This window comes from Candidatus Paralachnospira sp. LCP21S3_A2, from assembly GCF_052118925.1.
Lineage (GTDB): Bacteria > Bacillota > Clostridia > Lachnospirales > Lachnospiraceae > Lientehia.
This window is the reverse complement of the sequence record NZ_JBQKGG010000025.1, coordinates 1-14571: the sequence shown is the minus strand read 5'-3', so window position 1 is coordinate 14571 and position 14571 is coordinate 1. Positions and strand designations below refer to the sequence as shown.

At 50.7% G+C, this 14571-nt stretch carries 14 protein-coding genes; all 14 read left to right on the top strand.

Annotated features, from left to right (window positions below):
• Positions 1-192: 192 nt before the first annotated feature.
• Positions 193-2145, top strand: coding sequence for a methionine--tRNA ligase (gene metG, locus ACTQ3K_RS12140; protein ID WP_441568150.1), 1953 nt, complete (start codon positions 193-195; stop codon positions 2143-2145).
• A 74-nt stretch (positions 2146-2219) separates the two neighbouring features.
• On the top strand, positions 2220-2834 hold the full coding sequence (locus ACTQ3K_RS12135) for a DUF4867 family protein (protein WP_441568149.1): 615 nt from the start codon (positions 2220-2222) through the stop codon (positions 2832-2834).
• 9 nt (positions 2835-2843) lie between these two features.
• Complete coding sequence (locus ACTQ3K_RS12130) at positions 2844-3617, top strand: TatD family hydrolase (RefSeq protein ID WP_441568147.1); 774 nt, start codon at positions 2844-2846, stop codon at positions 3615-3617.
• Between the two features lie 41 nt (positions 3618-3658).
• Positions 3659-4519, top strand: coding sequence for a 16S rRNA (adenine(1518)-N(6)/adenine(1519)-N(6))-dimethyltransferase RsmA (rsmA, locus tag ACTQ3K_RS12125; RefSeq protein WP_441568145.1), 861 nt, complete (start codon positions 3659-3661; stop codon positions 4517-4519).
• A gap of 184 nt (positions 4520-4703) precedes the next feature.
• Positions 4704-5969: a hypothetical protein gene (locus ACTQ3K_RS12120; RefSeq protein ID WP_441568143.1), complete on the top strand. Its 1266-nt coding sequence runs from the start codon at positions 4704-4706 to the stop codon at positions 5967-5969.
• Positions 5970-6034: 65 nt separating this feature from the next.
• Positions 6035-6643 (top strand): spore protease YyaC, encoded by a 609-nt coding sequence (yyaC, locus tag ACTQ3K_RS12115; RefSeq protein WP_441568141.1) that lies wholly within the window; start codon positions 6035-6037, stop codon positions 6641-6643.
• Positions 6603-7934, top strand: coding sequence for a LysM peptidoglycan-binding domain-containing protein (locus tag ACTQ3K_RS12110; protein WP_441568139.1), 1332 nt, complete (start codon positions 6603-6605; stop codon positions 7932-7934). The genes yyaC and ACTQ3K_RS12110 overlap by 41 nt, the downstream gene beginning before the upstream one ends.
• Positions 7935-8035: 101 nt before the next feature.
• Entirely contained in the window at positions 8036-9295 is a 1260-nt protein-coding gene (locus tag ACTQ3K_RS12105; protein ID WP_441568137.1) for a DUF5711 family protein, read from the top strand.
• Positions 9296-9317: 22 nt separating this feature from the next.
• Positions 9318-10235 (top strand): nucleotidyltransferase family protein, encoded by a 918-nt coding sequence (locus ACTQ3K_RS12100; RefSeq protein ID WP_441568136.1) that lies wholly within the window; start codon positions 9318-9320, stop codon positions 10233-10235.
• 208 nt (positions 10236-10443) lie between these two features.
• On the top strand, positions 10444-11937 hold the full coding sequence (locus ACTQ3K_RS12095) for an ATP-binding protein (protein WP_441568135.1): 1494 nt from the start codon (positions 10444-10446) through the stop codon (positions 11935-11937).
• Entirely contained in the window at positions 11930-12619 is a 690-nt protein-coding gene (locus ACTQ3K_RS12090; RefSeq protein ID WP_441568134.1) for a response regulator transcription factor, read from the top strand. Before ACTQ3K_RS12095 ends, ACTQ3K_RS12090 begins: the two co-directional genes overlap by 8 nt.
• Before the next feature lie 24 nt (positions 12620-12643).
• The gene (locus ACTQ3K_RS12085) at positions 12644-12838 is read left to right on the top strand and encodes a hypothetical protein (RefSeq protein ID WP_441568133.1); all 195 of its coding nucleotides are present in this window, start codon (positions 12644-12646) and stop codon (positions 12836-12838) included.
• 295 nt (positions 12839-13133) lie between these two features.
• Entirely contained in the window at positions 13134-14135 is a 1002-nt protein-coding gene (locus tag ACTQ3K_RS12080; RefSeq protein ID WP_441568132.1) for a leucine-rich repeat domain-containing protein, read from the top strand.
• Between the two features lie 73 nt (positions 14136-14208).
• A partial coding sequence (locus tag ACTQ3K_RS12075; protein WP_441568131.1) for an IS110 family transposase occupies positions 14209-14571 on the top strand: 363 nt, incomplete at its 3' end.

The following is a 14571-nucleotide window of genomic DNA, read 5'->3' as shown; positions in this document are numbered from 1 at the left end:
AAAACACGAAATTTACTTGCAAGCTGCATAAAAACTGCCAGCAGATAAATTTCTGCTGGCAGGAAAATTTATATTTTTTCAATTGTCTACTTGACGGGAAGCAGTTCAGTTTCACGACAGCCCCTTTACTTTGCCCCCCAAATCGTTTATAATCAAAAGTTAGTTAGACAGTAAATTTCATGGAGGCACGAAATGGCAAAAAAACCTTATTATATCACAACGGCCATCGCCTATACTTCAGGCAAGCCACATATCGGAAATACTTACGAGATCGTTCTGGCGGACAGTATCGCCCGGTTCAAGAGAGAGCAGGGCTATGATGTACGGTTCCAGACCGGAACGGACGAGCATGGACAGAAGATCGAGCTGAAGGCCGAGGAGGCCGGAATCACACCCAAGGAGTTTGTAGACAACGTGGCGGGTGAGATCAGGCGGATCTGGGATCTGATGGATACGTCTTATGATAAATTTATCCGTACAACCGATGCGGATCATGAAGCGCAGATCCAGAAGATCTTCAAGAAGCTTTATGACCAGGGGGATATTTACAAGGGATATTATGAAGGCCTTTACTGTACGCCCTGTGAGTCCTTTTTCACCGAGTCCCAGCTGGTGGATGGAAAATGCCCGGACTGCGGCCGTGAGGTACAGCCGGCGAAGGAGGAGGCATACTTCTTTAAGATGAGCAAGTATGCACCGAAGCTGATCGACTATATCAATTCCCATCCCGAATTCATTCAGCCTGTGGCAAGAAAGAATGAGATGATGAACAACTTCCTGCTGCCCGGCCTGCAGGATCTGTGTGTATCGAGAACCTCGTTTACCTGGGGGATCCCGGTATCCTTTGATCCCAAGCATGTAACCTATGTATGGCTGGATGCACTCTGCAACTACATCACAGGACTGGGCTATGACTGTGAGGGGAACAGCGGTGAGCTGTATAAGAAATACTGGCCGGCAGACCTTCATCTGATCGGAAAGGATATTATCCGTTTCCATACCATTTACTGGCCCATCTTCCTGATGGCGCTGGGGGAGCCGCTTCCGAAGCAGGTATTCGGACATCCCTGGTTATTGCAGGGTGACGGCAAGATGAGCAAGTCCAAGGGCAATGTGCTTTATGCGGATGATCTGGTAGAATACTTCGGCGTAGATGCAGTACGTTATTTTGTGCTTCATGAGATGCCCTTTGATAATGACGGTGTGATCTCCTGGGAGCTGATGGTGGAGCGCCTGAATTCCGATCTGGCAAACACACTCGGAAATCTGGTAAACCGTACGATTTCCATGTCCAACAAGTATTTCGGCGGCGTGGTGGAAAATACCGGTGTGAACGAAGCTGTGGACGAGGATCTGAAGGCAGTTGTTCTCGGAACGGCAAAGAAAGTGGAAGCAAAGATGGACGAGCTGCGCGTGGCAGATGCCATCAGCGAGATCTTTACGCTGTTCAAGCGCTGCAATAAATATATTGACGAGACCATGCCCTGGGCTCTGGCAAAGGATGAGGAGAAGAAGCCCCGTCTGGCCACCGTTCTTTATAACCTGGTGGAGTCCATTACGATCGGCGCAAGCCTTCTGGAATCCTTCATGCCGTCCACATCCGGGAAGATCCTGGAGCAGTTAAACGGCGGGAAGAGAAGCCTGGAATCCATGGATACCTTCGGTCTGTATGCGTCCGGCAATAAGGTGACCGAGAAGCCGGAGATCCTTTTTGCCCGTCTTGATCTGGAGCAGGTTCTGGCGGAGGTTCGGGAAAAATTCGGAAAGCCGGAGGAACCGGAGAAGGAAGAGGAGCCCGGAATCGATATTGAGGCAAAGCCGGAGATCACCATTGATGAGTTTGCGAAGCTTCAGTTTCAGGTGGGACAGATCATCGCCTGCGAGGCCGTGAAGAAGTCCAAGAAGCTGCTCTGCTCTCAGGTGAAGATCGGAAGCCAGGTACGCCAGATCGTGTCCGGCATCAAGTCCGCATACTCACCGGAGGAGATGGTCGGCAAGAAGGTCATGGTTGTGACCAACTTGAAGCCGGCAAAGCTGGCAGGAATCCTTTCGGAAGGCATGATCCTCTGCGCAGAGGATGCCGACGGAAATCTGGCACTGATGACGCCGGAGAAGGAGATGCCCGCCGGAGCAGAGATCTGTTAAAACAGGGAAATGAGAAAATGCCGGTTACATGGGGAGCGTTTCCGGCTTTTCAATAAAGAAAAGGAGAAATTCTTATGGAGATCAAAAAGGTTACAGACAAAGCATTCAGGAAATACGGAGCAGTGATCGAGGGAATGGATCTTTCGGAGCTTCTTGCATGGGCAAAAACAACGCCTGCACCGGACGATGTGGTTTATGAGCCGTCGATTCCGGAGGCAGAGGCACTTCCCATCTGTGAGGATCTGAGCCGTCAGGTTTACGGGGAAATGCCGATCCAGATCGGTTACTGCAACGGAAAAAATCATAAAAATGATACGCTGGAATATCATCGCGGCGAGGAGCTGGATGTGGCCGTGACTGACCTCGTTGTAGTTCTGGGAAGCCGGAAGGATATGGATTCGTTCCTGTCCTTTGATCTTGCCAATGCAGAGGCATTTTTCGTCCCTGCAGGAACGGCTATCATGCTGTACAGTGATACGCTTCATTATGCCCCCTGCAGTGCCGGGGACGGTGTATTCCAGTGCGTGATCGTGCTGCCGAGAGGAACCAACTATCCCAGCGAGAAGGAAAACATCAGGAAAACGGCGGAGGATGAACTGCTGTGCATGAAAAACAAGTGGGTGCTGACCCATCCGGACAGCGGGGAACCGTTCTATCCCGGATTAAAGGGAGAGATTATTTACGTTTAGGAGCATCGTATGATTTTTGACAGTCATGCCCATTATGATGACAAGGCGTTTGACGATGACAGGGAGGCCCTTCTGGCCTCCCTTGTTTCGCGTGGAGTCGGCCGGGTTGTCAATGTGGGATCAAATCTGGAAACAACGAGACAGACGGCAGAGCTGGTAAAGCAGTATCCGTTTTTATATGGGGCGGCCGGTGTTCATCCCAGCGATACCGGGGAGCTGACCGAGGAGAATTTTGGACAGATCGAGGCGGCCATGAAGGAAGAAAAGATGGTGGCCGTGGGCGAGATCGGTCTGGATTACCACTGGGACGAGCCGGAGCGGGAGATCCAGAGGCTGTGGTTTGAGCGGCAGCTTGATCTGGCCGGACGGCTTTCGGCGCCGGTCATTATTCACAGCCGCGAAGCGGCACGGGATACGCTGGAGATCATAAAGGCGGCGGGAGGCCCGGATCTTTCCATGGTGATCCACTGCTTCTCCTATGGAGTGGAAATGGCCCGGGAGTATCTTTCCATGGGCTATTATCTGGGAGTCGGCGGTGTTCTGACCTTTAAAAATGCAAAAAAGCTGAAAGAGGTGGTGGAATACATGCCTCTTGACCGGCTTCTTCTGGAAACCGACTGCCCTTATATGGCACCGACGCCGCACCGGGGCGAGCGCAATTCCTCTCTGAATCTGCCTTATGTGGTGGAGACCATTGCCGCCATCAAGGGCGTGACCGGGGAAGAGGTGGAGCAGATCACCTGGGAGAATGCGAACCGGTTTTACCGGATCAGGGAGCAGTAAACTGTGTTTATGCCGCAGACGGCGGCGGAATGGAGAATTGTATGGCGGAGCTTGGAAATCCGAAAAATACCATTGAGATCATTCAGAAATATGAGTTCGCGTTCCAGAAGCGGTTCGGCCAGAACTTTCTCATCGATACCCATGTGCTGGAGAAGATCATCCGTGCCGCCGGTGTGACAAAGGACGATTTTGTGCTGGAGATCGGACCGGGGATCGGTACCATGACCCAGTATCTGGCGGAAGCCGCCGGAAGGGTCTGTGCGGTGGAGATCGACAAGAACCTGATTCCGATTCTGGGTGAGACGCTGGCAGCCTATGACAATGTGCAGGTCATCAACGAGGATATTTTAAAGGTTGATGTGGCGAAGCTGGCAAAGGAAGAGAACGGCGGCCGTCCTATAAAAGTTGTGGCAAACCTGCCCTATTATATTACGACGCCCATCATCATGGGACTGTTTGAGAGCCATGTTCCCATCGATAACATTACCATCATGGTACAGAAGGAGGTGGCGGACCGGATGCAGACCGGCCCCGGCAGTAAGGATTATGGCGCGTTGTCCCTGGCGGTCCAGTATTATGCCGAACCGTATATTGTGGCAAATGTACCGCCCAACTGCTTCATGCCGCGGCCCAAGGTGGGGTCTGCAGTGATCCGGCTGACCCGTCATGCCAATCCGCCGGTGACGGTAAGGGACGAGGCGCTGTTATTCCGTCTGATCCGGGCATCCTTTAATCAGCGGCGGAAAACCCTCGCCAACGGCCTGAATAATTCTCCGGAGCTTTCGTTTACGAAGGAAGAGATTTCGGCTGCCATTGAAGCACTGGGGCTTCCGGCTGCGATCCGCGGAGAAGCTCTGACCCTGGAGCAGTTTGCAGCGCTGGCGGACGAGCTGGGAAAATAGGAAGATCACATCAGAGCAGTGCACAGCGGTGCCTGCGGAATAAGGAGAGAATCGGAAAAGCTGTCGAAAGGCAGCTTTTTTCGTTCTAAACCTGTCCTTCCCTGCATAAACTAAAAGGGAAGGAGTGATGACATTGGCAGAATACAGACGTTTTATTTCATATATATATGCCTATGAGGGCGATATGAAGACGAAAAATGTGGGCTTTGCCAAAATTGAGGCACGGAACGGGCAGTGCCGCATGAGTATCAGCGTAAAGGGTGCTTATGAGTGTGTCGGACGGGAGCTTACGCTGTACGGCTACGGAAAGAAAAATGGAGAATTTATACTGGTGCCTATCGGACAGATTCCGGTGAAAAACGGCGTCGGAGAAGCCGTGTTCGGAAAAAAGGAGGACGACCTGAGCGGAAGCGGATTGGGGCTTACCTTTTTGCAGGGCTTGTTTCTGCGGAGCGGACGACATGCCAGAAAAGCTTATCTGACCGCATGGGACGATATGCTGATCACAATCTCCAGACTTCAGCAGGCGCCCGTCGCCGGGGAAGAGACGGAAGGACAGAAGCCCATTGCCGGGGAACAGGCGGAAAGGCAGGCGCCCGTCACCGGGAAAGAGACGGAAAAGCAGGCAGAGGAGCCGCGTACAAGGCAGCCGGAAGCGTCTGAAATTCCCTGGGGAATGCGGGAAATCCGTCTGGATACAGGCTGCGCAGAGGAAGAGAAACAAGAATTACATAAAGAAACCGGGGAACTCCGGGCGGCGGAGCTGGAGCTTCTGAAAAAAGAAGAGAAGAAACAGGTTTCGGAAGAGTATGTTGTGACGGAGCATGAAGAAAATGAACGGAAGCCGGATCAACCGCATGAGCAGGCAGCAGTGACGGAAGCGGTTGAGAGCGAGCCTGTGACAGGGGAGGCGGTTGTGGCAGAGGCGGCGGCTGCGGCGGAACCGGCTGTGACAGCGCCATTTGAGACTGAAGCGGCTGCGGCGGAACCGGCTGTGACAGCGCCGTTTGAGGCAGAAGCACCGGCGGCGGAACCGACGGGGCGAATGCCGGATCCATTTTATTTCCGGGAAGGACTGACGGAGCTGCCGCTCTGGGACAGTCTGAAACGGATCATGCCGCGGAAACGGGTGCTTTCCGAGGAGGGCTGGGAGGTACTGCAGATCCAGCTTCAGGATCTGGGACGGCTGCCGCGGGAAAACTGGCCCTACGGAAATAACAGCTTTGTACTTCATGGCTATTATCAGTATCGATATCTGATCCTGGCGAGACGGATGCGGGAGCAGAAAACGCCCGGAGAGGCGCGTTGGCAGTATATTGTGGGCGTGCCGGGGATCTTTAAGCCTCAGGAGAAGTTTATGGCGGCCATGTTCGGACTGCCGGAGTTCAAACGGGCGGACAGCCGTGAGGAGAACTTTGGCTTCTGGTGCGGAAATGTCTGTATGAAATAAGAAAAATTGGAAATCCTCCAGATAAAAAGCAGGCCCCCGTCAGGGCGGCCGGAAATGGTGGAGCTATGAACAGACAGATCTATTATCATAAGGCAGGAAAGTGGTTTTCTCCGGCGCTGTTCGGCGGACAGCTTGAAAAGCTGGTTTCTGAGGTTCGGAAAAGTACAAAAAAAGAGAGGATCCTGTTTCTTTGTATCGGCAGCGACAGGTCAACCGGGGACAGCCTCGGTCCTCTTGTGGGGTACAAGCTAAAAAGAACGAAAGGAGAAGCATACCGGGTGTTCGGGACACTGACACAGCCGATCCATGCGGTGAACCTGAATGACACCATGGATATGATCGCCGGATATTACCGGGATCATATTATCGTGGCAGTGGACGCCTCGGTGGGAAAATATGAGCATGTTGGTTATATTACGCTGGGGCGCGGTGCGATCCGTCCCGGGCTTGGGGTCAGCAAGAATCTGATGTCTGTGGGAGACATTTTCATTACCGGGATCGTGGGCTGCGGCGGAGGCTTTGAGCCGCTTCTCCAGAACACCAGACTTTCCGTGGTGATGGAACTGGCTGACTGTATCTGCGCGGGAATCGGGAGTACCGGAGCAGTCCTGGCCGCGGAGGGAGAGACAGACTATGGAAGCACCCAGAAATATCAGGCAGATTGGGGATATTGAGGACAGTCTCCGATTATATATCGAGGATTATGTCATGACCTTTATGGGCAAGCAGAAACGCAGGGGCGCCGCCGCTTTGGGGGCGCTCCTTGGCATACAGGGAGAGATGGACGGAGTCCCCTGTGTCTTTATCCGTGGGGCGGTTCTGGCGGAGGAGCTGGAGCAGACGAATGGGGTGCTTCAGGTGACACCGCGGGGCTTCAACGGGATCTATGCGGATATTGCGGCCTATTTTAAAGGCACAGAGATCTGTGGCTGGTTTTTATGCAGCAGCGACCCGGACATGACAGACCCCTATGAGCTTCAGAAAAGCTATGGAGGGACGGCCGGGGAGAAGGAGAAGATCCTGTTTGTCTACGACGGAACGAAGGAGGAGGAGGTTCTGTACCGGCTGGACGATCAGGGAATCCACAGGCTTCCCGGCTATTACATCTATTACGAACGGAATGAACAGATGCAGGAATACATGATCGCCCGCGAACCGGCGAGGAGCTCGGAGTTTACCCTGCTGAAGACAGACCCGGCAAAAACGGGAGTCGGGCTGCGGGACACAGATCAGGCGGCGCGGCAGTTCCGTTCGGTCATGAACCAGAGGAATCAGAAAAAGAAAAAAGCGGAAAAAAGCCGCCTCAGTATGGTGTTGAATACGGTGAGCCTGGCAGCGATCCTCTGTGGAGCCGGTTTTGGACTGGCAGCATGGTACCGCCACGACGGGTTTGCCCAGGTGCGTCATGCGATTGCCGTTATGGCAGGGGACAGCGGAAGCAGGCAGGCGGCAGAAACAGAGAGCAGCCGTATTTCGGAAACAGAGAGCAGCCGTATTCCGGAGACGGAGAACAGCCGTGTTCCGGAAGCGGAGGGCACAGGCATGTCCTCTGAGCAGGAAGCGGAGCAGCAGACAAAGGCCGGGGGAGAAAACAGCTCAGAAGCCGGACAGGTGGTCATTAAGGAGCTGCCCGGCGGGATTTTCCGTACAGAGCCAGCGGCGGAACAGACCGGGGAAACGGCAGTGCCGGAGAGCCAGAGCACAGACGAAGCTGCGGAAGGCGGAAACGGGAGCAATTCTGCGGCAGAGAGTGAGAGTGCTCAGACAGACGGGGCGGGTGGCACAGAACCGGCGGCTGCGGGAAGCTTTCGTGAATATCGGGTTCAGAAGGGAGACACTCTCTCCGGAATCTGCAAAGAAGTATATGGCTCCGGCAGTGAAGCAAAAATGAAGGAAATCTGCGAGATCAACGGACTGGAAAATGCGGATTTTATTTATGAAGGACAGAAGCTGCTGCTGCCGTAGGGCGGGGAAGGGAAACCTGCCGTTGTATTCCCTTTTGTTTTCCTGTATAATGAGAGAAACGGCGAGAGCCGAATCATGATGCGGAAACAGGGTACAGAATAATGGAAAGTAACAGGGACAGAGAGAACAGAAAACGGGCGCTGCGTGAGCGCATGATCGATACAGAAACGCAGATGTTTGAGGAGGATGATGAGCTGGAGGAGATCGAAGCCGAGGCGAAGAGGGAACGGGGCCGCCATCGGCGGTTTAAGCTTCTGGTGACGGGACTTCTCGTGCTGGCGGCGGCTGCGGGACTGCTGGGATATCATTATTATCAGCTGAACCATTGTTATCAGAAAACCAGCGTCAAGTGGTCCAGGGATTTGGAGAGCGGAAGCTTTGCCGGGTATGAAAGCTTCGGGGAGAATGTGCTCAAGTACAGCCGGGATGGTGCGGTTTATCTGAATAAAAAGGGCGAGGCGGTCTGGAATCAGGCCTATGAGATGACGGCGCCTTTCGCCAGCGTAAGCGGAAATTATGCGGTGGTGGCGGATAAGAAGGGATATTCCATCTATATCTGCAATCAGGACGGCTGCCAGGGCGTGGTGACGACGACGCTTCCCATCTCCCGTGCGGCGGTGTCCTCCACCGGCGTGACTGTGGCAATTCTGGAGGACACAAAAAGCAATGTGATCGCTTTTTATGATAAGACAGGGACGAAGCTGGAGATCGAGATCCAGACGACTCTTTCGGGGAACGGTTATCCCATGGATCTGGCAATCTCTCCGAACGGAATGCTTCTGATGGTGTCCTATGTGTATCTGGATGCCGGTTCCATGCAGAACCAGGTGGTATTCTATAACTTTGATGAAGAGGGACAGAGTATCCGTGACCGGCTGGTGGGCGGCTTCAAGGAATATGGTTCGTCCATGGTCGCACGGGTGCACTTCCTGGATGATACCCATGCGGCAGCCTTTGCTCAGGACCGGCTTTGCTTCTACTCGCTGGAGAATACCGTAAAGCCGGTGCAGACGGCGCAGGTGGATATTGAAGCAGATACGGAGATCCGCAGTATTTTTTATTCAGATCAGAATGCAGGGATCGTGACAAAGGACTCTGATGGTACGCGAACCATGCAGGTTTTTGATAAAAACGGAAAAGAGGTCTGTCGGGCGGACATCGATATGGAATATGACACCGTGGAGATCAGCAGAAACCGGGTGCTGTTTTACCGGGATTCGGAATGCCGGATCTACAACCTGTCGGGAAAATTAAAATACCGGGGAACCATGGAGGGAAGCATTGAAAAGCTGATCTGCCTTGGTGAAAACCGGTATATCCAGATCGGGCCTCAGGCAATGATGGAACTGGAGTTAAAGTAACAGAAGAACAGGAGAATAATGTATGAAGAAACCGGTACTTGTGATCATGGCAGCAGGAATGGGAAGCCGCTACGGCGGTCTGAAGCAGATCGATCCGATTGATGAGTATGGAAATATTATTATGGATTTTTCGATTTATGATGCCAGGCGGGCAGGCTTTGAAAAGGTCGTGTTCATTATTAAAAAGGAAAATGAGGAGCTGTTTAGAGAGGCAGTCGGAGACCGGATCGCGGAGCAGATGGAGGTGGCATACGTATTCCAGGAGCTGTACGATCTTCCCGACGGATTTTCTGTCCCGGAGGGGCGGGTGAAGCCCTGGGGGACCGGTCATGCGATTTTAAGCTGCCGCAATGCGGTGGACGGGCCCTTTGCAGTCATCAATGCCGATGATTATTATGGCCCGGAGGCCTTTCGGGTAATCTATGATTATCTGATGAGCCATGAGGATGACAGGCTGTACCGGTTTGCCATGGTGGGCTATCAGGTGGAGAATACGCTGACGGAAAACGGCTCCGTGGCACGCGGCGTCTGCGAAACCGATGCGGAGGGGCATCTTGTTTCTATTACTGAACGGACGAAGATCGAGCGGGCAGACGGAAAAATTGTGTATGAGGAGGAGGGGAAGGCACCGGAGGAGATTCCGGAGGGCACACTGGTATCCATGAATCTCTGGGGCTTTTCGGCAGCAATCCTGACGGAGCTTTCGGAGCGGTTTCCGGCGTTTCTGAACCGCACCCTGAGGGAAAATCCCATGAAGGGAGAATTTTTTATTCCCACGGTGGTGAGCAATCTCATCAGCGAACAGCGGGCAACGGTTCAGGTGCTTCATTCCCATGACCGATGGTTTGGCGTGACCTATAAGGAGGATAAGGCTTCGGTGGTGGCGGCGATCCGGTCACTGAAGGCAGAGGGACGTTATCCGGAAAAGCTGTGGGAATAGGATGGCGGCAGAGATTCGGGAGTCCTTGAATCCGGCGTCAGGATCGGCTGCGGCCGAAGGAAGTTCACAGAAAGTTTAGAATCTTTATAGCCTTTTATGTGCGCGTCCGGCCCGGAATGTGATATGATAAAAGATAAGCAGGCGCAGTGTATGCAAAAGCGGCACTGTGCCTTTTTGTTAAAAGACACAGTTGAAAGGAAGATGGAGCATGAAGCTGAAAACAAAGCTTCTGATCACCTTTTTTACGATTATCCTGGTGCCGATGGCGCTGATCTATGTGTGTATGACGGCGCTCGGAAGCTACCAGAGCCGGTCACTGAAATCGGATTATGGAATCAGCGGTGTCGGAGATCTGTATTCGGGGGCATCGGTCCAGGTGTTTAATTCTATGACCATGTCGATCCAGAAGGACATCAGCAGGGCGGTCCAGAGCGATCCGGATCAGTTTGAGGACCGGACGTATCTGGTAACGCTGAACCAGAGGCTGGCGGGGAAATATTCGTTTCTTATTGTCCGGAAGGGAGATGCGATCCTTTATAACGGCGGTGATCTGGGGACAGAAGAGCTGGAGGCGGAGCTTCCGGATTATAATGATGTGGGAGTCGGAGACAATCAGCCGGCCAGTGTGTTTACGGGGAAGAGTAAGCTGCTGATCAAGCAGCAGGATCTGACCTTTTCCGACGGAACGGAAGGCAGCGTGTTCATTATCACGTCTGTGGGAGAGCTGGTCCCCCAGGTAAAAAAAGTCTTTGGAAGCATGGTGATGGCAGTCCTGATCCTGCTGATCATGATCGCGGTAATGCTGGCACTCTGGATCTACCGTGCGATCCTGCGGCCTATTGGAGAATTGAAGCGTGCCACGAAGGAAATCAAAGAGGGAAACCTGGATTACGAGCTGAAAATCAAAGAAAAAGATGAGATCGGACAGCTCTGTATGGACTTCGAGGAAATGCGGCAGCGGCTTCGGGACAATGCAGAGGAAAAAATCCAGAATGACAGGGAAAACAAGGAACTGATCCGGAATATTTCCCATGATCTGAAAACCCCGCTGACCGCCATCAAGGGCTACGCGGAGGGGATCATGGACGGAGTTGCCGCGTCGCCGGAAAAGCTGGACAAGTATATTCGGACGATTTACAATAAGGCCAATGACATGGACAAGCTGATCGATGAGTTGACCTTTTATTCCAAGATCGATACCAATAAGATCCCCTATGATTTTGCGAAGATCAATATTAACGAGTATTTCTGCGACTGCGTGGAGGAACTGAGTGTGGAGCTGGAATCCAGCGGCATCGATCTGGGCTTCTTTGATTATACGGAGACCCCGGTGACGGTCATTGCCGATGCCGAGCAGTTAAAGCGCGTCATCAACAACATCATCAGTAATTCGGTGAAGTATCTGGATAAAAAGAAGGGGATCATCAATATCCGTCTGCGGGACGATGGTGATTTTGTACAGATTGAGATCGAGGACAACGGAAAGGGCATTTCCGCCAGGGATCTGCCGAATATTTTTGAGCGGTTCTACCGGACGGATTCGTCCCGGAATTCGTCCAAGGGAGGAAGCGGGATCGGCCTGTCCATCGTAAAAAAGATCGTGGAGGATCATGGCGGACGGATCTGGGCAACCAGCAAGGAATCCATCGGAACGGTTATGCACATTGTTCTCAGAAAATACCAGGAGGTTATCAATGAGTAAGATTTTAATTGTAGAAGATGAAGAAACCATTGCGGAGCTGGAAAAGGATTATCTGGAGCTTTCCGGTTTTGAGGTGGAAATAGAAACAGACGGAACGAAGGGACTGGAGCGGGCGCTGGCAGAGGACTTTGACCTGTTTATCCTGGATCTCATGCTGCCGGGAACCGACGGCTTCGAGATCTGCAAAAGGGTACGTGCTGAAAAGAATACGCCGATCCTCATGGTATCGGCCAAGAAAGATGACATCGACAAGATCCGCGGTCTGGGCCTCGGTGCGGATGATTATATTACAAAGCCCTTCAGTCCCAGCGAGCTGGTGGCGCGGGTGAAGGCACATCTTGCGCGGTATGAACGGCTCATCGGCAGCGGAATGCCGGAGAATGAGATCATTGAGATCCGCGGACTGAAGATCGACAAGACTGCAAGACGGGTCTATGTCAACGGCGAAGAGAAGCAGTTTACCACGAAGGAGTTTGATCTCCTGACATTCCTCGCCCAGAACCCTAACCATGTATTCACAAAGGATGAGCTGTTCCGCGAGATCTGGGATATGGAATCCGTCGGCGATATTGCCACTGTTACGGTCCATATTAAAAAGATCCGCGAAAAGATTGAATTTAACACGGCAAAACCCCAGTATATCGAGACAATCTGGGGAGTCGGATACCGGTTTAAGGTGTAAACAGAAAATAGAATGAGAGTCTGGATGGGGAACAGGGAAAAGGAGGAACTGCCGTTTAGGATTATTGACCGGATAAGCGCCCCTCCGTCGCCCGTGCTCCACAAGAGGCACATACTTGAGTTGCCTTTGTGGAGCAGGGGCAGACGGAGGGGCTTTTTTCTGTGCGAAAATAAGATGCTGTTCGGCATGGGAGAAGCGGAGATGGAGAAGACAGCATAAGACATGAAACGACAAAGATAGTCATTGTGTGGTTAAAAATAGTTTGTTATATTGGATTTAGTAAATAAATATGTACAGGCGTTGAATAAACGATAATGAGAGATTCGGATGATTCCCGAAGCCAGTGCCATACTGTGCGGAAAGCCCGCTATGCTCCCTGTTCCTGAACAAATGTTGGAAAGGGGGGATTATTATGGACGAATAGAGAAACCGCCATTCTGTGTAAGCGATAAATATACAAAATGACGGTTTTTGTAATACATAGGATAAAAATTCGATATTGGGGAGGCAAGATATGAGGAAAAAATATAAGAAAGTATTAACATTACTTATGGCGGCAATTCTTTTAGGACAAAGTTTTTTGAGGAATCAAAACTCTGTGGTTTGGGCGTCTGGTGATGAAAATTTGGAAAGTGTAAATGAGATCGACAGTGAAGAGACTGATAATGAAGAAAACAATGCAGAAGGTGATGATAAGTTCATTGAGGAAATGGAGGCATTTGAATCGGAGAATTGGGAAGATCTGCCTGATGCATGGAAAAAAGATCCGCAATCGGGCGAAGAACTGCAAAAGGATTATTCAGAAGAAGCAAAGGATTTGATAGATGAAGAGAAATCAATGCGGTCTGGTGCTAATCAAGTTGAATACAAAGTTTCGGGAGGTGCATTATATTTTTCACCGACTATAAATGCGATAGTTGGATATTCAGGGGAACCTGATCAAATAGTGATTCCAGAGAAAATCAATGGAACAGAAGTACAAACAATTGAATGGGGAAGTTTTCAAGAGTGTGAAAGTCTTGTGTCAATTGAAATTCCGGATACTGTTAAATCTATTGAATCGTATGCATTTGCAAAATGTACTAATCTGGAAATAGTAAAAATGCCATCACAACTGGATTATATAGGGACGGAAGTATTTTTTCATAATAAAAAATTGCAAAAAATAGAAATACCGAAAGGGATAACACGTATTAACAATTATATGCTTTATGGTTGTGAAAGTCTAAAATCAGTTAAAGTACCGGATACAATTCGAGAGGTAGGAATAGGAGCATTTGGATATTGCAGAGAATTAGAAAACATCGTATTACCAGAAAAATTAGAAAAAATAAAAGCACATGCATTTTATTGGTGTGAAAAAATTAATGTTGCAATTCCTTCAAATGTAATTGAAATTGGGGAAGAGGCATTTTATGGATGTAAGGAGTTAGAAAATGTGGTAATTCCATCTGGTCTTACTAGTATAAATAAAGGAGCTTCCTGTATAATAAAAAACGTGGATGTTGAAAATTGAAAATACCTCAGAGTACAATGAGACTACTGACTGGCAGGTTAGTAAAATCTTATTGAACAGAGAGGTATCTACAATGAAGTCTAACACACAGAACGCAAAAATTAAAGCTATTACAGAAAAAACTTTGGTACTCGGAATTGATGTCGGAAGTGAAACGCACTATGCCAGAGCTTTTGATTACAGAGGAATCGAGTATTCGAAGAAGCCATTTAAGTTTAGTAACACAGAGGCCGGATTTGTGACATTTAAGGAATGGATCCTGGACCTCAAAGAAAGACATGAGAAGGATAAGGTGGTTCCAGGTATGGAACCGACCGGGCATTATTGGTTCAATCTTGGAAAGTTTCTACAGGATAATGAAATGAAACCGGTTCTTGTAAATCCTCACCATGTGAAAAAATCAAAAGAACTCGACGACAATCATCCAACTAAAAAT

Bases quoted from the DNA above. Each gene is read 5' to 3' on its own strand.
- metG (WP_441568150.1), top strand. From the start codon at position 193: ATGGCAAAAAAACCTTATTATATCACAACGGCCATCGCCTATACTTCA.
- ACTQ3K_RS12135 (WP_441568149.1), top strand. From the start codon at position 2,220: ATGGAGATCAAAAAGGTTACAGACAAAGCATTCAGGAAATACGGAGCA.
- ACTQ3K_RS12130 (WP_441568147.1), top strand. From the start codon at position 2,844: ATGATTTTTGACAGTCATGCCCATTATGATGACAAGGCGTTTGACGAT.
- rsmA (WP_441568145.1), top strand. From the start codon at position 3,659: ATGGCGGAGCTTGGAAATCCGAAAAATACCATTGAGATCATTCAGAAA.
- ACTQ3K_RS12120 (WP_441568143.1), top strand. From the start codon at position 4,704: ATGAAGACGAAAAATGTGGGCTTTGCCAAAATTGAGGCACGGAACGGG.
- yyaC (WP_441568141.1), top strand. From the start codon at position 6,035: ATGAACAGACAGATCTATTATCATAAGGCAGGAAAGTGGTTTTCTCCG.
- ACTQ3K_RS12110 (WP_441568139.1), top strand. From the start codon at position 6,603: ATGGAAGCACCCAGAAATATCAGGCAGATTGGGGATATTGAGGACAGT.
- ACTQ3K_RS12105 (WP_441568137.1), top strand. From the start codon at position 8,036: ATGGAAAGTAACAGGGACAGAGAGAACAGAAAACGGGCGCTGCGTGAG.
- ACTQ3K_RS12100 (WP_441568136.1), top strand. From the start codon at position 9,318: ATGAAGAAACCGGTACTTGTGATCATGGCAGCAGGAATGGGAAGCCGC.
- ACTQ3K_RS12095 (WP_441568135.1), top strand. From the start codon at position 10,444: ATGAAGCTGAAAACAAAGCTTCTGATCACCTTTTTTACGATTATCCTG.
- ACTQ3K_RS12090 (WP_441568134.1), top strand. From the start codon at position 11,930: ATGAGTAAGATTTTAATTGTAGAAGATGAAGAAACCATTGCGGAGCTG.
- ACTQ3K_RS12085 (WP_441568133.1), top strand. From the start codon at position 12,644: ATGGGGAACAGGGAAAAGGAGGAACTGCCGTTTAGGATTATTGACCGG.
- ACTQ3K_RS12080 (WP_441568132.1), top strand. From the start codon at position 13,134: ATGAGGAAAAAATATAAGAAAGTATTAACATTACTTATGGCGGCAATT.